The organism is Vibrio sp. T11.5 (assembly GCF_027587155.1).
In the GTDB taxonomy this organism is placed as follows: Bacteria; Pseudomonadota; Gammaproteobacteria; order Enterobacterales; family Vibrionaceae; genus Vibrio; species Vibrio neptunius.
Genome location: NZ_JAPPTP010000007.1, coordinates 116,183 through 139,349 on the forward strand (window position 1 = coordinate 116,183; position 23,167 = coordinate 139,349).

Here is a 23,167-nt window from a genome sequence, read left to right on the forward strand (position 1 = left end):
AAAGCTAAAAAAATAGAGCGCTAAGCGCTCTACCTATTTACAACTTTATGCGGCTAAGGTTTTTGTCGATTAAAGCAGGACCAATACCTTTAACCAAAGCCAAATCACTCACCTTCAAGAATGGACCGTTTTCTTCTCTATACCGAACAATCGCTTGGGCTTTTTGGGCACCAACCCCAATCAGCAGCGCTGCCAATTCAGCCGCTTCAGCGGTGTTAACATTTACTGTAATTTCAATTCCAGCGTATTCTGCGTTGTTGACTTTTTCAGCCGAGATGCTGATCGGACTATAGGCCACTATCACCATTAACAGGCTCATCCAGAGTGTGCGTAACATTTGCTCTCCTCGTCTAAGTAACATGATGGAACAGATACCGTAAAGGAACCTGCCGACAGAAAGGGAGAAAACTGCTCAAAATAAAACGGGCTGCATCTGCAGCCCGTTATAAGTAGTTTATCAGTTACATCCATTCAGATTACTGAGTCACAGCATAATATTCGATATCTATGGTTTTACGAAGGATATTGATTAAACCGGAAAGGTCTTGCTGAGCGTTCATCTGGGTTAACTGAGTACTAATCTGTTCATTGTACTGAGTATTATCATCAGATTTCACTTTGGTAAGTTCAACCACAACAACATCGCCATTAAAATCTTTTGCCTGTGCAAATTCGACTTCACCTTCGTTGGGTTTTTTCATAGAGAACACTACGTCAGCCAACGGAGAGCTACGATCAATGTTTTCCAAGTCACTAAAAGCAAGACCATTTTCAGTCATTAGGTCTTTGTTGCCCTTCTTCAACTCTGCAACCAAATTGTCAGCAAGCTCAATTGCGCTTTGTTCACCTTTCACTTTCGCCAGCGCCGTTGTCACTTGCTCGCGAACGTCCTCTAGTGGAAGTACTGTTTCGTCACGCGTATCTTCTACACGAACAACAATCACGTGTTCAGGTGCCACTTCTATCACTTCTGAGTTCAACCCATCTTCTTTCACTTCAGGGCTTAAAATGGCCTGCATTACAGCGGGGGTTTTTAACAACTCCGGCGCATCAGCTTGAGAAATGAAGTCTGTCGCTTGAATTTTAGCTTTGACTGCCCTAGCCGCATCATCCAAAGAATCTGGATATTCAAATGCAACTTTTTCTAGCTCACTCTGCAGCTCATAGAATTGATCAATGGCTTGTTGGTCTTTCAGTTCCTGTTTTATTTCAGCAGCCACTTCATCATAAGGCTTAACCACAGAACCTTTCAGCTCATCAAGCTTAATGATGTGATAGCCAAAATCAGATTTCACCAAACCTGTCACGTCACCAGCCTTCTTCAGAGCAAACGCTGCCTCTTCAAATGCTGGGTCCATAACATCACGCTCAATCCAACCAAGAGAACCGCCTTCAGAAGCACTTCCAAAATCATCAGACTTTTCTTCAGCTAAAGCAGCAAAATCAGCACCAGCGTTTAATTGGTCCAGAATAGACTGAGCTTTAGCTTTGTCATCGCCTTGAATCAAGATATGGCTAACACGACGCTGTTCTTGTGAAGAATATTTATCAAGATGATCTTGGTAATATTGCTTAGCTTGCTCATCAGAAATTTGTACTGCCTCTTTCAACTGCTGTGCAGACAGCTCGATATAAGCTACTTTAACTTGTTCAGGACGAGTATAACGATCTGAGTTTTGAGTGTAGTAGTCGTTAATTTCAGACTCAGATAGCTCGGCCTTCGAAGCAAATTCAGACAAAGAAAGCGTCACTTTCTTAATTTCACGAGTCTGGGTCAAAAGCTTGCTTTGCGCGTCCACTTCACCTTCTAGTGAGAAGTCACTCGATTGGATAGCAGTGAGCAGTTGATTACGCACAAGGTCTCTACGTAGATATTCTGCAAAGCTATCAGGCGTAAAGCCGGCACGACGAAGAGATGCTTGATATATCTCTTGATCAAACTTGCCATCCACTTGAAATTGAGGCATGTCCACGATCATGCTTCTTACCTGATTATCACTAACGCGTAAGCCCAGAGCCTCAGCATGTTGTTCAAGCAACAAATCGTTGATCATTCGGTCAAGCACTGACTTACGGAAAGATTCAACGTAGCTTGGGTCCGCTAGCAGATTAGAGAAATAATCGCCAAGCTGAGCTTGCATGCGATTGCGCTCGTTCTGGTAAGCTTGTTCAAACTCACCACGACCAATCTCTACATTACCAACCTTTGCTGCTGAGTTGTTGCTACCGCCAACAATGTAGCTGCCAACACCAGCAAAGACGAAAGATAGGATGATTAATCCAAGGATAATTTTAACCGCGATGCTATTAACGCCTTCGCGTAATCGATCCATCATATGTAAAACACTCTCCGCGTATAGTCCGCACTAGCTCTTATCGCTGCTAACACGGCGTACGTTATAATTAAAATCAGATAGCGCGATAATATCAGAAAAAGAAATGCGCATCAGTATGATGCGCATAATTAAAAAAGGTTCGATAAAAACTGCCGCTATCGGCAATTTCAAGACTAGTTACAAGAGTCTTTCAGAGCTTTACCAGCTTTGAATGCTGGTACTTTTGCTTCTGCGATTTGGATTTCTTCACCCGTTTTTGGGTTACGACCCGTACGAGCTGCACGAGTACGCACACTAAATGTACCAAAGCCTACTAGCGCAACTTGATCACCCGACTGAAGAGTGTCACCTACTGCTTCAATAAATGCGTCAAGAGCACGTCCCGCTGAAGCCTTTGACAGGTCAGCGCTTTCTGCAATTTTTTCTACTAATTGTGTTTTATTCACTGTGATTCCCCTTTGCGCCACCTGTTGTTATTTTTAAAGGCAGCATTCGTTCCATTTCAATTTAAAACTAACTTCAACCCCTTGTACAATAAGGCCTGAAGCTATGTGAGTAACGTTAGCGCCCAAAAAAAACGCTGACAAGCCTTTTTATGCCAATCAGCGTAATCTTTTATTTATTTTTGCTGCACATCACTATTTTACAGCAGCAATTTCGACACCTGACGGGTCTTTTTCTAGCGCTACTTTCAGAACATCGTCAATCCAACGAACTGGAATTACCTTCAGATCAGCAATAACGTTTTCTGGAATCTCTTCTAAATCACGCTCGTTATCTTTTGGAATTAAGACCGTTTTGATACCACCACGATGCGCTGCCAGTAGTTTCTCTTTCAAACCACCGATAGGTAAAACTTCACCACGAAGGGTAATTTCACCTGTCATCGCGACTTCCGCTTTGACTGGGTTACCTGTCAGGCTTGAGACAAGCGCTGTACACATTGCAATACCCGCACTAGGGCCGTCTTTCGGTGTCGCACCTTCAGGCACGTGTACATGGATATCACGTTTCTCGTAGAAGTCAGAGTTGATGCCCAACTTAACAGCACGAGAACGAACCACTGTCATCGCAGCTTGAATCGACTCTTGCATCACATCGCCAAGAGAGCCAGTTTGAGTCAGTTTACCCTTACCCGGCATCGCTTCTGTTTCAATCGTGAGAAGATCGCCACCGACTTCCGTCCACGCTAAGCCTGTTACCTGACCAATGCGGTTACTGTCATCCGCCTTACCGTAATCATGACGCTGAACACCTAAGTACTCTTTTAGGTTATCCATGTTCACAGTGACCGTTTTAAGGCTACTGTCGAGCAGGATATTTTTCACCGCTTTACGGCAAATCTTGGAGATTTCACGCTCTAGGCTACGCACACCTGCTTCACGTGTGTAGTAACGGATAATGCCTATGATTGCAGAGTCTTCAATCTCGATTTCACCCAGCTTCAAACCATTACGTTTGATCTGTTTCTCAACTAAGTGACGTTTTGCAATGTTGAGCTTCTCATCTTCTGTGTAACCAGATAAACGAATGACTTCCATACGATCCAATAACGGACCTGGAATATTCATTGAGTTAGACGTTGCAACAAACATCACGTCAGATAGGTCATAATCAACCTCTAAATAGTGATCGTTAAAGGCGTTGTTTTGCTCTGGATCCAGTACTTCCAGTAGAGCTGACGAAGGATCACCACGCATGTCAGAAGACATTTTGTCGATCTCATCCAAAAGAAATAGTGGGTTTTTAACCCCAACTTTAGACATCTTCTGAATCAGCTTACCTGGCATAGAGCCTATATAGGTACGACGGTGGCCACGGATTTCAGCTTCATCACGTACACCACCCAGTGCCATGCGGGTGTATTTGCGACCTGTTGCAGCAGCAATTGAGCGACCTAGTGAGGTTTTACCTACACCTGGAGGCCCGACAAGACACAGGATCGGTCCCTTGAGCTTATTGATTCGGTTTTGCACCGCGAGATATTCAAGAATACGCTCTTTAACACGCTCAAGACCATAATGGTCTTCGTTAAGCACTTCTTCTGCTTTCGCCAAGTTTTTCTTAACTTTCGAACGCTTATGCCATGGTACACCTAGCATCCAATCAATGTAACCACGCACTACAGTCGCTTCAGCCGACATTGGCGACATCATTTTCAACTTCTGTAGTTCTTGCTCTGTCTTTTCGCGCGCTTCTTGAGGCATTTTTGAGTCGATGATTTTTTGTTTCAGAGCTTCAAACTCGTCCACACCATCTTCCGTCTCACCGAGCTCTTTCTGAATCGCTTTCATCTGCTCGTTCAGATAATACTCACGCTGAGATTTCTCCATCTGCTTTTTGACACGGGTACGAATGCGTTTTTCAACCTGCAGCAGGTCAATCTCGGATTCCATTTGTCCCATCAAAAATTCTAGACGTTCAGTCACACCCAGAGTTTCAAGCACAATTTGCTTGTCCGCTAACTTCAAGGGCATGTGGGCTGCGATCGTATCCGCCAAACGTGCTGCTTCATCAATACCGTTTAGAGAAGTCAGTACTTCAGGTGGTATTTTCTTGTTTAGCTTAATAAAACCTTCGAACTGATTAATCGCACTACGAACAATCACTTCTTCTTCGCGCTCGTCGAGCTGCTCAGTGTTCAAATACTCGGCATCAGCAGTGAAGAATTCTTCTTCAGTAAACTTGTGAATTTTTGCACGTTGCTGGCCTTCAACTAGCACTTTCACCGTCCCATCAGGCAGTTTAAGTAATTGAAGAATAGTTGCCACTGTACCAACATCGAACAAATCGTCTTTTGTTGGTTCATCTGTTTCCGCTTTTTTCTGCGCAACTAACAATATTTGCTTGTTGTTGTCCATTGCTGCTTCAAGGCAAGCAATTGACTTTTCACGACCAACAAACAAAGGAATTACCATGTGCGGGTAAACGACTACATCTCTTAGAGGTAGTACGGGGATCTCGATACGTTCGGAACGTTCCAAGTTCATATTCTTCTCTCTTCCGCTTAGTCCTATGAGCAGTATATGGGGGCTAATTGGTTGGATTCAATGAAAGAATAAAAAAAAGGAGGTAAATGATTACCTCCTTAAATTATTCATTAATTTATGTGAATCTGATTAGGATTCAGCACCAGCAGCCTGGTTATCTGAGTTGCTGTAAATGAGCAATGGCTCAGACTCGCCATTGATTACAGACTCATCGATCACAACTTTACTCACATCATTCATAGACGGCAGTTCGTACATAGTTTCAAGCAGAACACCCTCTAGAATTGAACGCAATCCACGTGCGCCCGTTTTACGTTCCATCGCTTTTTTCGCAATAGCACGCAAAGCGTCTTCACGGAATTCAAGTTCTGAGTCTTCAAGTTCAAAGAGCGCTGCATATTGCTTAGTTAGTGCATTCTTTGGTTCACATAGAATTTGGATAAGCGCTTCTTCATCCAGCTCTGTCAATGTTGTCGTCACAGGAAGACGACCAATGAACTCTGGAATCAAACCATACTTCACCAAATCTTCTGGTTCTACTTGTGTAAACAACTCACCGACAGTCTTGGTTTCATCTTTAGAACGCACTTCCGCGCCAAAGCCAATGCCCGTGCCAGTTGCTACGCGTTGCTCAATCACCTTGTCTAGACCAGCAAATGCACCGCCACAGATAAACAAAATCTTGGAAGTATCGACTTGAAGGAACTCTTGTTGTGGATGTTTACGACCACCTTGAGGTGGCACAGAAGCTACTGTGCCTTCAATCAGTTTAAGTAGCGCCTGCTGAACACCTTCACCAGACACATCACGTGTGATAGATGGGTTTTCAGCTTTACGTGAAATCTTATCGATCTCATCGATGTACACGATGCCACGTTCTGCTTTTGCTACGTCATAGTCACATTTCTGCAGCAACTTCTGAATGATGTTCTCGACATCTTCACCCACGTAACCAGCTTCAGTTAACGTAGTCGCGTCTGCCATAGTGAATGGTACATCGAGGAAACGCGCAAGCGTCTCGGCAAGCAGCGTTTTACCACTACCTGTAGGTCCGATAAGAAGGATGTTACTTTTACCAAGCTCCACTCCTTCACTTGTCGTATCTCCATTACGTAAACGCTTATAGTGGTTATAAACGGCTACCGCTAGCACTTTCTTAGCGTAATCTTGCCCTATCACGTAATCATCTAGGTGTTCCCGAATCTCTCTTGGCACTGGTAGTGCTTCAGATTGCTTCTTAGGCAGAACATCTTTGATCTCTTCACGAATAATGTCGTTACACAAATCGACACATTCATCGCAAATATAAACGGATGGACCTGCAATTAGCTTGCGAACTTCGTGCTGGCTTTTGCCGCAGAAAGAGCAGTAAAGAAGCTTACTACTACCGCTCTCTTTGCTTTTGTCTGTCATTCGCTAACCTCTTAGCCTTTACTCTTTATGTTCTGAGTGTATATCAATTATAGCCAAAATGCTCTGGCAATTATTACTCACCGCGATGAGTCAGTACAGCATCGACCAAACCATATTCTACCGCCTGTTCTGCGGCCATAAAGTTATCACGGTCAGTATCACGCTCAATAACTTCAAGAGGTTGGCCTGTGTGTTCTGCAAGCAACTTATTCAGCTTCTGCTTGATAGTCAGGATTTCCTGAGCGTGGATTTGGATGTCAGATGCCTGTCCTTGGAAGCCGCCTAGTGGCTGGTGAATCATAACGCGAGAATTTGGCAGTACATAACGCTTGCCTGGAGCACCACCAGCAAGAAGGAAAGCCCCCATAGAGCAAGCTTGCCCCATACACACAGTGCTCACATTGGGTTTGATAAACTGCATAGTGTCATAGATAGACATACCCGCAGTCACGCTACCGCCTGGTGAGTTAATGTATAGGAAAATATCTTTATCAGGATTTTCGGATTCTAAGAAAAGCAGCTGTGCCACGACAAGATTTGCCATGTGGTCTTCCACTTGACCTGTTAAGAAAATCACTCGCTCTTTTAATAGACGAGAGTAAATATCGTAAGAACGTTCACCGCGGGAAGTTTGTTCAACCACCATTGGTACTAGCGCGTCTAAAATTGGTGACATTGCATTTTTTTCTTGGTAGCTCATATTCTTATGTCCCTAAAATAAATGGCCCGAATGATAAACATCATACGGACCATTGTTAGCAGAATAGTTAACGTTCCGTCAACCTTATACGCAAGATATTGCTTATTAAGCTGGCTGCTGTTGGTTCATTAGCTCGTTGAAGCTAACTTCTTTCTCAGAAACCTGTGCTTTAGCGATGATAGCATCAATGGCTTGCTCTTCTAGAGCAACATTACGCATGTTGTCCATCATCTGAGTGTTTTGCTCGTAGTAAGCAATTACTTCTGATGGATCTTCGTATGCTGTAGCCATATCTTCGATCAGTGCTTTCACTTTCTCATCGTCAGCTTTTAGCTCTTCAGACTTGATTACCTCACCTAGAAGAAGACCAACCACTACGCGACGCTTAGCTTGCTCTTCGAACAGCTCACGTGGAAGTTGCTCAGCAGCTTCTGGGTTGCCACCAAAACGCTGTGCAGCTTGCTGACGTAGTGTACCGATCTCTTGATCGATAAGTGCAGATGGTACGTCGATTTCATTTTCGTTCACTAGACCATCAATCGCTTGCTCTTTGATGCGGTTTTTAACGGCTTGCTTAAGCTCACGCTCCATGTTCTTACGAACTTCAGCTTTAAGAGCGTCAACGCCACCTTCAGCTACACCGAACTTAGAAACGAACTCATCGTTGATTTCTGGAAGCTCACGAGCTTCAACCTTGTTCACTTTGATCGCGAACTTAGCTGCTTTACCTTTTAGGTTTTCAGCGTGGTAATCTTCTGGGAATGTTACGTCGATGTCGAATTCCATACCCGCTGTTTTACCAGTGATACCGTCTTCGAAACCAGGGATCATGCGACCTGCGCCCATTTCTAGTGGGAAGTTCTCAGCTTTACCACCTTCGAACTCTTCGCCGTCGATAGAACCAACGAAATCGATAGTTGCACGAGTACCTTCTTCAGCAGCTGAATCAACTTCTGCCCAAGTCGCTTGTTGCTTACGTAGAGTTTCGATCATCTCTTCAACGTCAGCGTCTTGCACTTCAGTTGTTGGCTTTTCAACAGTGATGTTCTCTAGACCTTTCAACTCAACTTCTGGGTAAACTTCGAAAGTTGCGTTGAATACTAGATCTTCACCTTCTTTGCTCTCTACTGGAGCAAAAGTTGGTGCGCCTGCTGGGTTGATTTTTTCTTTAACGATCGCTTCGATGAAGTGGCGTTGCATTACTTCACCCATTACGTCTTGACGTACTGCTTTGCCGTACATCTTCGCAACCATTTTTAGAGGCACTTTGCCTTTACGGAAACCATCGAAACGACGGTTTTTAGCGATGTTGCGTAGTTCAGCTGTTACAGCATCTTCGATGTTAGCAGCAGGAACAGTAATGTTTAGACGGCGCTCTAGGCCCTCTAGCGTTTCAACAGTAACTTGCATTATTCATTAACCTCAAAACTGGCTCAGACTGAGCTGAGCGTATGTGCCCTAAAACCATAAAAAGTTCAGGACCCATCCTTGTTTGCGCTCTAAGAGCACTCTTCGTAAATCGAGTATCGGTAACCAAACGAGTCAGTTACCGGACTAATTAGCGATATCTTTCCAACCAAGTTGGTGAAAGGTATCTCCGATTAGCCTCAGGATAAAAATTTAGACGCAGCATTCTACCGACCTCATCGGTCACTGTCGAGCCGATCCCTAACATAGGTCAGGCTTTACCCTAAAAACTCAGTTAACTGCTAAAAAAATCGTCAATCCAGCAGCCAACGCTTCCAGAAATGGGGACGTTAATCGGTTTTTCAAGAGAAACTAGTCTTTTTTCTGAATTAAACGAGAAAACTAGATCCAAGTCCGGTTTTGCTACTCATTTTCGTTACACAAACCAACACACCTGTAACAAAAAACATTACCCTACTTTATTAGTAGTACCTCAATTACAGGGAACATGATGTCATTTTTTCGTCGAGCCAATGCCTACCTGTTTATTCTCTACCTGTTCTGCCTAATTGTCGGCTCGCGGTGGGTATGGAATTACCACTATCACTTACTACTCGACGAACATCAGGCACAACTCGATCGCTTTGCTAGCCATATTGCTTCAAGACTCGATAAATACGCTCATCTCCCTCAATTGCTAGCTAAAGACACTGAGCTAATTTCTGCCTTGATGCGGCCGGACAACCCAGCCCAACTCGACATTACAAACCGCTATTTAGCAAACGTTAACAACATTATTCAAGCGTCAGATACTTACTTGATAGATCGGGTCGGCAACACAATTGCCGCCAGCAACTGGAATTTGGAGCGCTCGTTTATTGGCAAAAACTTTTCGTGGCGTCCCTATTTTTCAGAAGCGGTAAAAGGCAACTCCAGCCAGTATTTCGCGCTCGGTTCCACCTCTGGGCAAAGAGGTTATTACTACTCATTCCCTGTCGTGTACGCAGGTGAAATAGCCGGCGTTATAGTGGTCAAGATGGACCTCTCTGCAATCGAAGAGAACTGGAAAATTAAGCAAAATACGTTTGTTGCTACTGACAGCTACGGCGTGATTTTCATGTCGAGCAACCCGCAATGGTTATTTAAAAGCCTGCTCACTCTGACAGAAGCGGAACGTAATCAGATTTCCAACAGCCGACAATACCTAGATAAAGACATAAAATCTCTCGGGCTGGTTGGGCAACTCGATAAGGCCCAGTCTGAGCTTGAAAACCATTTGCTCGGCTGGATACAAGGCGACTACATTGTCTCCAGTCGCACACTTTCCTTGCTCGATCTTACCATTCGTGTTTTGACTGAAAAGATAACGGTTTTTTGGTCTACGCTAAGTTTCGCCCTGATACTGACTCTGCTATTTGTAATTGCATTTTTAACACTGCAACTTACCTATCAAAGACATCTCAAAAAGCGTCAGTTTGAACAATTGCAGTCTGAAGCAAAGCAAAAGCTGGAATTTCTAGTATTGGAACGGACCTCAGAGTTGCAAGCTGAAGTCATGGAAAGATCTCGTACCGAACAGGTTTTAAGGCAGACACAAGATGAACTTGTTCAAGCGGCAAAACTTGCCGTTCTTGGCCAAATGTCTGCCAGTATTAGTCATGAACTAAATAATCCGCTCGCGGCTATACGAAGCTTTGCCGACAACGGGCGTCGCTTTCTGGATAATAACAAACTTGATCGCGTTGATGACAATCTAGGGCGTATTTCAGCCTTGACCGACCGGGTGGCAAAAATCAGCAATCAGCTAAAATCCTTTGCGCGCAAATCAGACACGAGCGACAAAAGCGTTCTCGATATCGAACCTATCCTACTCTCAGCGAAGGAACTGGTTGCACCTCAGATAAAGTCTTATCGGGTAGAATTAGCCACACAGTTTAATCACACCACAGGTTCCGCCGAGGTAAACGCGATTCAGCTTGAACAGGTTTTGATTAATCTGATCACTAACGCTGCACAAGCTGTGAAAGAGCAGGACGAACGCATTGTCGAACTCCTCACTGAACAAACAGAGGCATCGATCATGATCTATATCGATGACAACGGCCCAGGAATTAAAAAAGATCAAGCTAAGCACCTATTTGAGCCATTCTTTACTACGAAGCAGAATGGTCTGGGCCTTGGCCTATCGATCTCCCAACAGATCATTAAAGCGATGGATGGCCAGTTAACCGTCGAGACCTCGCCATATGGCGGAGCAAGGTTTGCCATACAGTTACCATTTCATGTTTCGACTTAAGAGATAACTCAAAGGATTCTTGATGTACGACGTCTTTTTTATCGATGACGAAAGCGATATTCGCTTAGCCATAGAGCAGAGCTTCGAGTTAGAAGAAATATCCGCACAATTTTTTTCCAGTGCCGAAGATGCACTTCTTGCCATTAAGCAGGACGGTTTGCCAAAAGTGGTTATTTCCGATATCTGCTTACCCGGTCTTTCCGGTGAAAATCTGCTTTCAACGGTACTGCATCAGGACAAAGATGTTCCTGTCATTCTCATTACGGGCCATGGAGATATCTCCATGGCTGTTAACGCCCTCAGAAATGGCGCTTATGACTTTATCGAGAAACCTTTCCCCATCGACCGGCTCATCGATACCACACGACGCGGATTGGAAAAGCGTGAACTCACTCTCGAGAATCAGGAACTCAAGCGCAGTCTCAAAGCGAGCCAGACCCTCGGCCCTAGAATCATAGGTGACACACCGTCTATCCAAATGCTGAGAGAAACCATTTCACATATTGCCGATACCGACGCCGATATTCTCTTATTTGGTGAAACAGGGACAGGCAAAGAGCTGGTTGCTCGTTCAATTCACGAACAAAGTTCAAGACGCGACGCGAACTTTGTCGCCATCAACTGTGGCGCAGTGCCTGAGAACCTCATCGAGAGTGAGCTCTATGGCCACGAGAAAGGCGCATTTACTGGTGCAGAAACTAAGCGTATCGGTAAGTTTGAGCATGCTCAGGGCGGAACCTTATTCCTTGATGAGATTGAATCCATGCCGATGCAGGCACAAATTCGACTGTTACGCGTCCTTCAGGAACGCGTAATTGAAAGAGTGGGTTCGAATGAGCTGTTACCACTGGATATAAGAGTCATTGCCGCTACAAAAGTGGATCTTAAAAAAGCCGCAGAGGCAGGGGAATTTCGTCAAGATCTCTACTACCGCCTTAACATCGTCACGCTAGATTTGCCTGCACTGAGAGAACGCAAAGAAGACATTACAGCTCTGTTCCATCACTTCCTGTTGGTTGCCGCTTCACGCTATGGAAAAAGTGCCCCTGCGCTTCCAAACAGCGTACTGAGTCAGCTTTTAAGCCATGATTGGCCCGGCAATGTCCGCGAGCTAAGAAACGCCGCCGAACGTTTCGTCTTGCTGGGTAAGCTGACTCAATTTGGAGAAAACACGGAGCAAAGTACTCAACCACTCTCACTGGCGACACAAGTGGCAGAGTTCGAAAGAAGTGCGATCGAGCAAGCTTTGCTTGAGTCTGGAGGCAGTATCAAACAAACCATGGATAAACTCAGCCTTGCGAGAAAAACGCTCTACGACAAAATGCAACGTTACGGGCTAGACAAAGCCAACTACAAAACCGATTAATCACAGTAATAATAAAGCCAGCACCAGATGCTGGCTTTTGACTTTAGGTCCTCAACATCACATCGAGCTGATCGACCAGTTCTGCCCAGTCAGCATCTTCTTCTATCGCTTCTTTCAGAAACGCGGCCTGTGAAGGCGACCAGAAAAAGGCTTCATGCAGTGCAGTGCCGACCACCAGCCCACTGTGGTGATTAACAAATTCCCGAATGCTGTCGTCGGAGCTCGCTAGTCCAAGTTGCTGAAACAAATCACGCATTGAGTGTTGGTGCATTTCCATAATGTCCTCACTCGATTCTCAGAAAAAAAAACAACTAAGCCACAATTACAGTAACTATTCCTCTTTAACTATAGACCCAATCACCCCGAGCAAAAAAAGCCTCACATCGACAGTGAGGCTTTTTAATTAGAACTCAGGAGGCACTTACTTGGTTATGATTTCAGGCCCCATTAGTGTCGTTGGAAGCCAAGTCGATACCCATGGTACGTAAGTAACGATAATGAGGAACAAGAACATGACCGCCACCCAAGGGAGCGCAGCCTTGACCACTTGCATCATCGACATCTTAGCCACTCCGGCCGTTACAAACAGGTTGAGCCCAACAGGCGGTGTGATCATCCCTATTTCCATGTTCACGACCATCATGATACCTAGGTGAATAGGGTCGATGCCCAGTGCAATCGCAATTGGGAACACCAACGGAGCAACAATGATCAGCAGACCCGACGGTTCCATAAACTGACCACCAATCAGAAGCAAGACATTGACCACGATTAGGAAGGTAATCGGCCCAAGACCAGCAGATAGCATCGACTCAGTAATCATCTGCGGGATGCGCTCTTCTGTCAGTACGTGCTTAAGAATCAGGGCATTTGCAATGATAAACAGCAACATAATAGTCAGCTTGCCCGCTTCATACAGCGTATGTTTAGTGTCTTTATGGACAAATGCTTGGAAGATCTTGACGATGGCTGGCTTGCCATTTTCTTTCTCTGCGAAAGGCCCCATGTCTTTGTACACGAAGTTTGCAATAAAGAAGGAATAGACCGCAGCAACCGCTGCAGCTTCAGTCGGCGTGAAAATACCACCATAGATACCGCCTAGAATAATCACAACCAGTAGTAGACCCCAGCTTGCGTCTTTCGCGGCATCAAACATTTCACTCCAGCCAACGAATGGCTGTTTTGGCAGGTTTTTAACGCGCGCTGCAATATAGATAGCGATCATCAGCATCACACCCGCCAGAAGGCCTGGAATCACACCGCCGAGGAACATACGACCAACCGACACGTCCGTCGCAGCGGCGTATACAACCATAACGATTGACGGTGGAATTAAGATACCTAACGTACCCGCATTACAAATCACCCCAGCAGCAAAGTCTTTGGAGTAACCGTTTTTGATCATACCAGCGATAACGATACTACCGATGGCAACAACCGTGGCCGGAGACGAACCTGATAGCGCGGCGAACATCATACACGCGACGACAGAAGCCATCGCCAATCCGCCACGGAACCAGCCGACCATTGCAATAGCAAAACGAATTATTCGCTTAGCCACACCACCTGTCGACATAAAGCTTGATGCCAAAATAAAGAATGGAATAGCAAGTAAGGTGTAGTGACCGGCGAACGCGTTGAACAGGGTTTGAGCTACCGAGGCTAAAGAAGCATCAGAATGCATCATCAAAAACAGGATGCTCGATAGACCAAGCGATACGGCAATTGGCACACCAATCAGCATAAAGCCAACCACCATTATGAATAAAAACAAAATATCCATGGCTTAGCTCTCCTTGCTCTTATCGTCGGTTTTTTTCGGTTCCATCGCTTCACCAGCGTCTTTGAGCTCTTCTTTCAGCGCCTCAAGTTCTTCTTCCGCTTCATGACCTGCAATCAAGCGGTCTAATTTACCTGTTGCGATTTGTACGGTGATTTGAATAAAACGGAATGTCATCAGCGCCATGCCAATCGGTAGCGCCATATAAGGAATAAAGCGTGGAAGCTTTTCATAGCGCTCACCTTCATTCAGCCAGTCAGCTAGGAACTGCAATATTTCTGGCATCGGAATATCGTCGGTTTCATACCAAGCACGTTCAGTGACAAACGGATACCAATAGTTCCAAGAACCAACCAGAAGAAGAATTGAGAATGCTAAACAGCAAGCCGCTGCAAGTAACGCGTAGACTTTACGCAGTTGGTCTGGTGCCATGTTGATGATGACATCGACACCAATGTGAAAATGTTTTTTTACGCCATATGACGCGCCGACCAGAACCATCCAGGCAAAAAGGAAAACGGTGAGCTCAAGAGCCCAAAGAATATTGTCGTTAAAGACATATCGAAAAATTACATTAGCAAAGGTCAGCAGTGTCATTGCTCCCAAGAAAAACGCAATCAGCGTTTCCTCGATAGCATCTGTCACCTTTCCTATTCTGGCAAAAATTGACTGTTCCATAGTTACATCGCTTTGATCACCCGTTGGCCGCGCCTAACAGGTATTGCAGGGTAAAAAAGGCCCTCCTCCCGATTCGGAGGGCCAATAGTCAGGGATGTTTTTATTGTCGTGTTACTGATTTGAAGCCAGTGCAGCTTCGATTAGGTCAGAGCCGATGTCTTTTTCAAATTTCTTCCAAACAGGTTGCAGCGCAGTAACCCACTGTTGACGCTGCTCAGGCGTCAATGTACGTACTTCACCACCCGCTTCGATGATGTTGTTCTTATTCGCTAGGTTCACTTTAGCTGACTCGGCATTACGCTGTGCAGTGACTTCCTGAATAATGGTATTCAGTTGTTCACGCTGATCTGCTGGTAGTTTCTTCCAGAAGTCGTTCGAGGTAACCACAAGGTAATCTAGGATACCGTGGTTGGTTTCTGTAATACCGTCCTGAACTTCAAAGAATTTCTTACCGTAGATGTTTGACCAAGTGTTTTCTTGACCATCAATAACCTTAGTTTGTAGGCCGCCGTACACTTCTTTAAACGACATTTTCTGCGGGTTCGCGCCTAGTTGCTCGAACTGCGCCACCAATACATCAGAAGCCTGAACACGGAATTTAAGACCTTTCGCATCTTCAGGTGACAATAACGGTTTGTTTGCCGACATTTGCTTCATGCCATTGTGCCAGAAAGCCAAACCTTGCAAGCCACGACGCTTCATTGCATTTTTCAGCTTCTCACCAGACTCTGAGTTCTGGAAACGGTCAACGGCGTCAACATCTTCAAACAGGAATGGCAAATCGAAAATACGGTATTTCTTGGTGAACTTTTCAAACTTAGAAAGAGAAGGGGCAGCAAGTTGCACGTCACCGTTTAGCAGCGCTTCCAGTACCTTGTTGTCATCATAAAGCGTCGAGTTCGGGAAAACCTGCATACACACTTTTCCGTTCATCTCTTCGTTAACACGTTTTTCCAGCAGTGAAGCCGCAATACCTTTAGGGTGTTTATCTGTATTCGTCACGTGGCTGAACTTAATCACAGTCTCACCTGGGTCACAGTTAGCGGCCGCATTAAAACTGGTTACAGCAAGAATCGAAGCCGATAGTAGGGTCAAAGGCTTTAGCATTGTTTTTCTCCTTGTTAATAGAACAACCCCATCACTGGGTGTTGATATATTTATAAGGGCAATATCCAAGCCAACTTATGAAAATAAATTTAATCTTTATATTTCAATAAATTAGATTCATGCCTATGCGAGAAAACAATGACAAACAGATTTGTTAGATAGAAATGGGTGGAAAGTGACACATCGAAACTTCTCGAATGTGTCATTTTACACATGTTTAACATTAACCAAACGTTAGACAAACAAATGGCAGCGTCAGGCTGCCATTTTTATTACATGAGATTTGAGAGTCAGCAAGGAGACTGACTGGCTCCCCTCTCAAGACAAACACGAATTTCATATTCATGATGATGCTATAAGCATAGTCGCTATTGATTGTTTTATTAAATAAAGGTTTTTTTAATTAGCCGAATTAAGGGCGAACACGCTCCCAACTCGGACAGCAAGCCAGTCCGATTCTCCCCCGTACTGGTTGGGAGCGTGTTCAATCTTATTAATGAAACTCAATTCTTTGTTCTGTTTGTGCATCAAAGAATACCGCTTTTGACAGGTCAAAATGCAGAGGGGCAACCTGACCAACACGAGCGTCAAACTCCGGAGACAGTCGACATGCCACCTCCTGACCATTGACCTTAATCATCGCGATAGTATCCGGCCCAGTGGGTTCCAGAACCTCAAGTTGCAAATCAAGTTGAGTGGTAGCATTCGATTCCTGATTTTGTTTCTCAGTAATGTGCTCTGGACGCAAACCAATCACAACTTCCTTACCATCTTGCTCACGCATTGAGTTAGGCAAACGGATATGGTGCTCCTGATCGTTACCACCTTTTACTTTAATCACTGGCTGCTGCTCATCATCAAGATCAACCATGGTCTTAATGAAGTTCATCGATGGTGACCCCATAAAACCAGCAACAAACATATTGCTGGGCGTATTGTAGATTTCCTGAGGTGTGCCCAGTTGCTGCAATTCACCATCTTTCATCACGGCAATGCGATCAGCCAAGGTCATGGCTTCAATCTGATCATGAGTAACATAAACAATGGTGGTATTGAGTTGTTGATGAAGGCGTTTGATCTGATGACGCATTTCGACACGCAGTTTTGCGTCCAAATTCGATAACGGTTCATCAAACAGATATAACTTAGGTCGGCGCGCTAAGGCTCGTCCCATCGCAACACGCTGACGCTGACCACCTGATAGCTGTGATGGCTTACGGTCAAGCAGATGGTCGATTTGTAGCATCTCGGCCACACGCTGCACTTCAGCATCGATCTCTGCGTCAGGCATTTTACGGATCTTAAGGCCAAACGCGATGTTGCCGCGCACTGTCATGTTTGGATACAACGCGTAGGACTGGAAAACCATCGCGATGTCACGATCTTTTGGCTCCACGACTGAGACATCACGGCCATCGATCACAATTTCACCTGAACTGATGCCTTCTAAACCAGCAATGGTGTTCATCAAAGTTGATTTACCACAGCCCGATGGGCCAACTAAAATCAGAAACTCCCCCGAGTCAATGTTGATATCGATTCCCTTAAGAGTTTCCTGTTCCGCTTTTGGGTAGGTTTTACGGATCTGTTTGAGTTCTAAAGTTGCCATTATGATTATCCTTTTACTGATCCGGCGGTCAGGCCACGAACAAAATATTTCCCTGCCAGCACATAAACCAGCAACGTCGGTAGAGCGGCAATGATGGCCGCAGCCATATCCACGTTGTATTCCTTCACACCGGTGCTGGTATTCACCAAGTTGTTAAGTGCTACCGTAATCGGCTGTGTGTCGGATCCTGAATACACCACACCAAACAAGAAGTCGTTCCAGATCGATGTGAACTGCCAAATCACGGTCACCATAATGATTGGCGTTGAAAGTGGCAGCAGGATTTTGAAGAAGATGGTAAAGAAACCCGCCCCATCCAGCTTCGCTGCTTTGATCAACTCATCAGGAATGCTGATGTAGAAGTTGCGGAAGAACAATGTCGTAAAGGCCATACCGTAGATAACGTGAACAGTTACCAAACCCGCTGTGGTATTAGCTAAACCCAACTTACCTAGCACCGCCGCCATAGGCAGCAAGATCACCTGAAATGGGATAAAACAGCCAAACAGCAATAAGCTAAAGAAGAGGTTCGAACCACGGAACTGCCACTTAGTCACAACATAGCCATTGAAAGCACCAAGTAAGGTTGAGATCGCAACAGCAGGTATCACCATCTGGAAAGAGTTCCAGAAATAACCTTTCACACCTTCACATTTCACTCCGGTGCAAGCTCCGTCCCAAGCTTTATACCAAGCATCAAACACCCACTCTTTAGGTAAGCTCATCAAATTACCCGCTTTGATATCTGGTAAGGTTTTGAATGACGTGATGACCATGACAAACAATGGCATCAGGTAAACCAGACAGAAGAAAACCAGCGCTGAGTAAATGAATAGGCGAGCAAAATTCATGTTATTGGTCATGATTTTTTCTCCCTAAGTTCGGAATACAAATACGGCACCAGAATGGCAAGAATTCCGGCTAGCATCATCATGGCACTGGCAGCACCAAGGCCAATCTGACCACGCGTAAATGAATGGGCATACATAAACAGTGCAGGTAAATCAGAGGAATAACCTGGCCCCCCAGCCGTCATTGCGGTCACTAAATCAAAACTCTTAATCGCAATATGCGAAGTAATGATTACCGCGCTGAAAAACACAGGCCTTAGGCAAGGTAGAATAATTTTCACGTAAATCGTCGGCAGATTAGCACCATCAATTTGAGCAGCTTTGATGATCGATGAATCGATACCACGGAGGCCCGCCAGGAACATCGCCATTACAAAACCGGAAGATTGCCATACTGCAGCGATGACTAACGTGTAAACCGCCATATCAGAGTCTACCAACCAGTCGAATTTGAAGTCTGTAAATCCCCAGTCGTGCATCAGTTTCTCGATGCCCAGACCCGGGTTTAGAATCCATTTCCAAGCCGTACCAGTAACAATGAACGACAACGCCATCGGATAGAGATAAATAGTACGAATCGCCCCTTCCTGACGAATATTTTGATCGAGCAATATTGCTAGACCGACACCTAAGCCGATTGCGACCAGCATAAATAGCAGGCCAAAAATGCCTAAGTTTGAAATCGAAGTGATCCAACGGTCGTTGTCCATTAGCTTTTCGTACTGGGTAAAACCGACAAAATTAAAGCTAGGTAGAAATCGAGAGTTGGTCATAGATAGTGCGGCAGTCCAGAAGATGTAGCCGTAAATACACACCACAGTAACCAACATGGTCGGTGCTAATACGATCTTCGGTAGCCAGGTTTGTAGCCTGTCAGCAAAGCTTGGCTTATAGACAGACTGACTTTTTGACCCAGTCAAAACATGCTCCATAACGAATCCTTGTGACACTTTCCCTGAAAGTAAGTCTTAGAAGGAAAGGACAAGCAGGCTCCCCACAAGCCTGCCTGCCCTTGGGGGTGACAGAATAAAGCGCCGTTAGATCGCCGCTTTTACTGCTTTCGCCAGTTTCTGCGCGGCGTCTTGCGGATTGGCATCTTTGTCGTTAAAGAAGTTAGTCACAACGTCAAAGATCGCGCCTTGTGCGTAGCTGGTTGTTGACATGCCGTGCGCCATACTTGGTACGAGATCACCGGATTTCGCCGTCGCTTTAAACTCGTCCATTGAATCCAGTGCACACTTATCAAACTTCGACATATCCATATCTAGGCGTACTGGAATAGAACCTTTATTCAGGTTGAACACTTCTTGGAATTTAGGGTCAAGAATGGTGGCTGCCAACGCTTTTTGCGCTTGTTGGTTGCCTGATTCGCCTAGCTCAAAGAAAGCAAAGCTGTCGACATTATGAGTAAATTGACCTGCGGTACCCGGAGCTGGTACACAGACATAATCTTTACCTGCCACTTTGCCGGCTGCTGAGAATTCGCCCTTCGCCCAATCACCCATGATTTGCATCGCTGCTTCACCATTGATCACCATAGAAGTCGCAACGTTCCAGTCACGGCCCGGCGAGTTTGAGTCGATGTAATCATGCATTTTCTGGAATTTGGCGAACACTTCGACCATCTTGTCGCCAGACAGAACATCCATATCCAGCTCAACAAAGGCTTTGACATAGTCTTCGCTGCCTAAAACATCAAGCGCAACCGCTTCAAACACAGTAGCGTCCTGCCATGGCTGACCACCGTGGGCCAACGGGATTAAACCAGCTGCTTTAATTTTGTCACCTGCGACGAAAAACTCATCCAAGGTCGTTGGGACTTTTGCGCCCGCTTTTTCAAATACCGCTGGGTTTGCCCAAAGCCAGTTCACACGGTGAACGTTGACTGGCACAGCGACAAAATCACCATCCCACTTCATGACGTCGGTCACCATTTTTGGCACTACGCCATCCCAGTTACCTTTTTCTGCAACGTCATCAAGATTAGTCAGGAAACCCAGACCACCCCACTCTTGAATGTCATGGCCTTTTATCTGCGCCGCTGAAGGTGGATTACCTGACACCGCACGAGTTTTCAGTACCGTCATCGCACTTTCACCACCGCCACCAGCAACCGCAAAATCCTTCCAGCTATGGCCTTGTTCTTCCAGCATGTCTTTCAGAACAGAAATGGATTTAGCTTCGCCACCCGAAGTCCACCAGTGAAGTACTTCAACCTCACCCGCTTGAGTCATAGAGGCCGCTGATAGAAGGGATAAGGTAAGTAGGGTTTTATTCATTTTCATTATTATCTTCCATGTATTGGATTAGACACAGGGCTGACAGCGAACAAGCCCCTGTTTCATGTGTTCGAAAATGAGTGTATAGATTTGCACAGATTAGATTGAAACAAACCGTAATAGGAATGTAACAACAATGTTACATTAAACTTCAAGTGTCGGTGGAATAAAGAGTTGCGCTCTCAAACCGCCTTGTGGGCAATTGCTAATAATGAGATCTCCGCCGTGCCCATGCAGAATGTTGCGGCAGATACCTAAGCCAAGACCGTGGCCCTGATCATCAGAAGCTAAGCGAAAATACGGCTCAAAAACGGCTTCAAGCTTATCACTTGGTATGCCCGGTCCAACATCGTCAATCGAGACGGAAATCCATTCATCCGTCACTTCAATCGACACGCTCGCACTATTTCCATATTTAACCGCATTATCGATTAAATTGGTCAACACTCGCTTAATGGCTAAGGGCTTAGCCACCATAGGTTCCATCTCGATTGGAGTAAAAGTGACGCTATCACGCTTAAAGTTCATCGGCTCGATTACCGACTGAATCATGGCATTGAGATCAATAAAGGCATTGTTCTCGTGTAAATCAGTGTCTTTCACACATTGAAGCGCCCCTTTGACCATCATCTCCAGCTCATCTAAGTCCTGATTGAATTTATGACGTTTTTTGTCGTCATCGAGTAGCTCAGCTCTTAAACGTAATCGAGTGATCGGCGTTTTGAGATCATGCGATATAGACGAAAACAGATGCTCCCTATCAGCCACATAGCGTCTGATACGCTGCTGCATACGATTAAACGCTCGCGTCGCAGTGACCAGTTCGCTCGCCCCTTCTTCACCTAGTGGCGGCTGATCAATATCCATGCTCATTTCATTGGCCGCTTTTGCCAAACGCTTTAAGGGTTTGACTTGCCGGCGCATTAACAGGTAAGTCAGACCAAGCAACAAGGTCGTCGAGAAGAAGATGAACAGGATCTGCTCTCGACCAATTAAGGTGTCATCCAATGTGACATAGGGTGCGGGAAGTAAGGCAGCAATATAGACCCACTCATTGCTCTTAAGCTCGATCTGTACCACTAGGACGGGAGGATCAATGGGTGATAATGTTAAAGTATGATGCGCCCATGATTTTGGTAAATCACTAAGGTAGATGTCATTCTTTAGTAGACGAAGATTGTGCGCATGAGAAAAGTCGACAGATATCGAAGACACCTTAGGTAACTTGTCGTTGAGCACAGTTTCCACCGCAGAGAGTGAGGCTCTTTTTAACTGTGTATCTGGAATCGGCTCAACAATTAGCTTTTCTTTGTTGAATGACACAAAGAAACGCGTGCCACCCATATTACGAATCTGATCTAGTACAATATGACGATAGCGCGTCGGTAGGGATTGGAAAAATGTCACGGTTGAGGAAAACATGTTCGCCATGCTTTCAGAGGCAGACTGAATACCTGCCAACTCTTTTTGCTTCGATTCGGTATACCAGATAGCCGTGGCAATGCCCTGTGCTAATATCACCGCTAACAACGCTAGCCCTAGAGTACGGGTGACCAAGGAATTGGGTTTTAGCCTATGTAATAAAGCGTCCATCTATCAATGTTCGATGCTGACTGGTACGGCGAGGATATAGCCATTTCCGCGCATAGTTTTAATATATTGCGGGTATTTACCACTATCACCCAAACGCTGACGCAAGCGACTCAACTGGACGTCAATACCTCGCTCAAAAGGAAGTGCCTCTCGCCCTCTGGTCGCAAAAGAGATCGTATCGCGATCTAAAACTTCATTCGGACGCGAGAGAAACAGCATTAAGAGTGCAAAGTCACTGCCCGACAGATCGTGTTCTTCTTGGGTATCACTATGGGTAATTTTGTGCGCTAAGGTATCAAGTTGCCAGTCACCAAACGTAATCTGTTTTGGTAGAGAATCCGAACTTTTTTCTTCATTGACTTGAACTCGTCGCAACACCGCTTTTATCCGAGCAATGAGCTGACGTGGATTAAATGGTTTAGCAATGTAGTCATCGGCTCCAATTTCCAGACCAATGATCTGATCAGTTTCATCCGACACTGCAGTCAACATAATAATTGGTACATTCGAGTCGCGACGAATGTGTTGGCACAAGGTAAAGCCGTCATCACCCGGTAGCATCACATCAAGAAGAACCATATCTGGGTAGCCTTCTTGATCGAGGTGCGCTTTTAATTCATCTCCATCCGCCACGGCGTTGACCTGATAACCCGCTTTGGTCAGGTATTCACCCAACAGCTCCCGAATTTCTAGATCATCATCTACAACAAGTATCTTTGCGTTCATTCACTTCAATTATTACTTACGATGTCTGGCTCTAGT

Annotated in this window: 19 protein-coding genes; 2 read left to right on the top strand and 17 right to left on the bottom strand. The window is 45.2% G+C overall.

Going from position 1 to position 23,167, the window contains the following annotated elements; genetic code table 11:
- Positions 1 to 37: 37 nt before the first annotated feature.
- From OH455_RS09760 to tig, 7 genes are all read right to left on the bottom strand, one after another.
- Positions 38 to 337, bottom strand: a complete 300-nt coding sequence (locus OH455_RS09760; RefSeq protein WP_045975249.1) for a helix-hairpin-helix domain-containing protein — start codon at positions 335 to 337, stop codon at positions 38 to 40.
- Between the two features lie 139 nt (positions 338 to 476).
- Positions 477 to 2,336 carry a peptidylprolyl isomerase gene (gene ppiD / locus OH455_RS09765; protein WP_269981235.1) on the bottom strand — a complete coding sequence of 620 codons (1,860 nt, stop codon included), beginning with the start codon at positions 2,334 to 2,336 and terminating at the stop codon, positions 477 to 479.
- A 173-nt stretch (positions 2,337 to 2,509) separates the two neighbouring features.
- Positions 2,510 to 2,782, bottom strand: a complete 273-nt coding sequence (locus tag OH455_RS09770; RefSeq protein ID WP_045975251.1) for an HU family DNA-binding protein — start codon at positions 2,780 to 2,782, stop codon at positions 2,510 to 2,512.
- Positions 2,783 to 2,974: 192 nt separating this feature from the next.
- Positions 2,975 to 5,326 carry an endopeptidase La gene (gene lon / locus OH455_RS09775; RefSeq protein WP_269981236.1) on the bottom strand — a complete coding sequence of 784 codons (2,352 nt, stop codon included), beginning with the start codon at positions 5,324 to 5,326 and terminating at the stop codon, positions 2,975 to 2,977.
- 129 nt (positions 5,327 to 5,455) lie between these two features.
- Positions 5,456 to 6,739 (bottom strand): ATP-dependent protease ATP-binding subunit ClpX, encoded by a 1,284-nt coding sequence (gene clpX / locus OH455_RS09780; protein WP_045975253.1) that lies wholly within the window; start codon positions 6,737 to 6,739, stop codon positions 5,456 to 5,458.
- Between the two features lie 73 nt (positions 6,740 to 6,812).
- Positions 6,813 to 7,439: an ATP-dependent Clp endopeptidase proteolytic subunit ClpP gene (gene clpP / locus OH455_RS09785; protein WP_045975254.1), complete on the bottom strand. Its 627-nt coding sequence runs from the start codon at positions 7,437 to 7,439 to the stop codon at positions 6,813 to 6,815.
- A gap of 105 nt (positions 7,440 to 7,544) precedes the next feature.
- Positions 7,545 to 8,849, bottom strand: a complete 1,305-nt coding sequence (tig, locus tag OH455_RS09790; RefSeq protein WP_269981237.1) for a trigger factor — start codon at positions 8,847 to 8,849, stop codon at positions 7,545 to 7,547.
- Positions 8,850 to 9,357: 508 nt separating this feature from the next.
- Here tig and OH455_RS09795 point away from each other — a divergent pair.
- Together OH455_RS09795 and OH455_RS09800 are read left to right on the top strand one after the other, a co-directional pair.
- A complete protein-coding gene (locus OH455_RS09795; protein ID WP_269981238.1) occupies positions 9,358 to 11,142 on the top strand; it encodes a sensor histidine kinase in 1,785 nt (594 codons plus the stop codon).
- A gap of 22 nt (positions 11,143 to 11,164) precedes the next feature.
- A complete protein-coding gene (locus OH455_RS09800; RefSeq protein WP_206368483.1) occupies positions 11,165 to 12,508 on the top strand; it encodes a sigma-54-dependent transcriptional regulator in 1,344 nt (447 codons plus the stop codon).
- Between the two features lie 43 nt (positions 12,509 to 12,551).
- Here OH455_RS09800 and OH455_RS09805 read toward each other — a convergent pair whose 3' ends face one another.
- The 10 genes from OH455_RS09805 to OH455_RS09850 form a co-directional block, all read right to left on the bottom strand.
- On the bottom strand, positions 12,552 to 12,785 hold the full coding sequence (locus tag OH455_RS09805; RefSeq protein ID WP_006959358.1) for a DUF2789 domain-containing protein: 234 nt from the start codon (positions 12,783 to 12,785) through the stop codon (positions 12,552 to 12,554).
- Positions 12,786 to 12,929: 144 nt separating this feature from the next.
- Entirely contained in the window at positions 12,930 to 14,291 is a 1,362-nt protein-coding gene (locus OH455_RS09810) for a TRAP transporter large permease (protein WP_269981239.1), read from the bottom strand.
- A 3-nt stretch (positions 14,292 to 14,294) separates the two neighbouring features.
- Positions 14,295 to 14,966: a TRAP transporter small permease gene (locus OH455_RS09815; protein ID WP_269981240.1), complete on the bottom strand. Its 672-nt coding sequence runs from the start codon at positions 14,964 to 14,966 to the stop codon at positions 14,295 to 14,297.
- A 111-nt stretch (positions 14,967 to 15,077) separates the two neighbouring features.
- The gene (locus OH455_RS09820; RefSeq protein WP_021457148.1) at positions 15,078 to 16,073 is read right to left on the bottom strand and encodes a TRAP transporter substrate-binding protein; all 996 of its coding nucleotides are present in this window, start codon (positions 16,071 to 16,073) and stop codon (positions 15,078 to 15,080) included.
- Between the two features lie 493 nt (positions 16,074 to 16,566).
- Positions 16,567 to 17,682, bottom strand: a complete 1,116-nt coding sequence (locus OH455_RS09825; protein WP_269981241.1) for an ABC transporter ATP-binding protein — start codon at positions 17,680 to 17,682, stop codon at positions 16,567 to 16,569.
- Positions 17,683 to 17,687: 5 nt separating this feature from the next.
- Entirely contained in the window at positions 17,688 to 18,545 is an 858-nt protein-coding gene (locus OH455_RS09830; RefSeq protein WP_006959367.1) for a carbohydrate ABC transporter permease, read from the bottom strand.
- A complete protein-coding gene (locus OH455_RS09835; protein WP_006959370.1) occupies positions 18,542 to 19,465 on the bottom strand; it encodes a carbohydrate ABC transporter permease in 924 nt (307 codons plus the stop codon). The genes OH455_RS09830 and OH455_RS09835 overlap by 4 nt, the downstream gene beginning before the upstream one ends.
- Before the next feature lie 105 nt (positions 19,466 to 19,570).
- Positions 19,571 to 20,818 carry an ABC transporter substrate-binding protein gene (locus OH455_RS09840; protein WP_006959371.1) on the bottom strand — a complete coding sequence of 416 codons (1,248 nt, stop codon included), beginning with the start codon at positions 20,816 to 20,818 and terminating at the stop codon, positions 19,571 to 19,573.
- Between the two features lie 138 nt (positions 20,819 to 20,956).
- Complete coding sequence (locus tag OH455_RS09845; protein WP_269981242.1) at positions 20,957 to 22,405, bottom strand: ATP-binding protein; 1,449 nt, start codon at positions 22,403 to 22,405, stop codon at positions 20,957 to 20,959.
- A gap of 3 nt (positions 22,406 to 22,408) precedes the next feature.
- Entirely contained in the window at positions 22,409 to 23,131 is a 723-nt protein-coding gene (locus OH455_RS09850; RefSeq protein ID WP_239836842.1) for a response regulator, read from the bottom strand.
- Between the last annotated feature and the right edge of the window lie 36 nt (positions 23,132 to 23,167).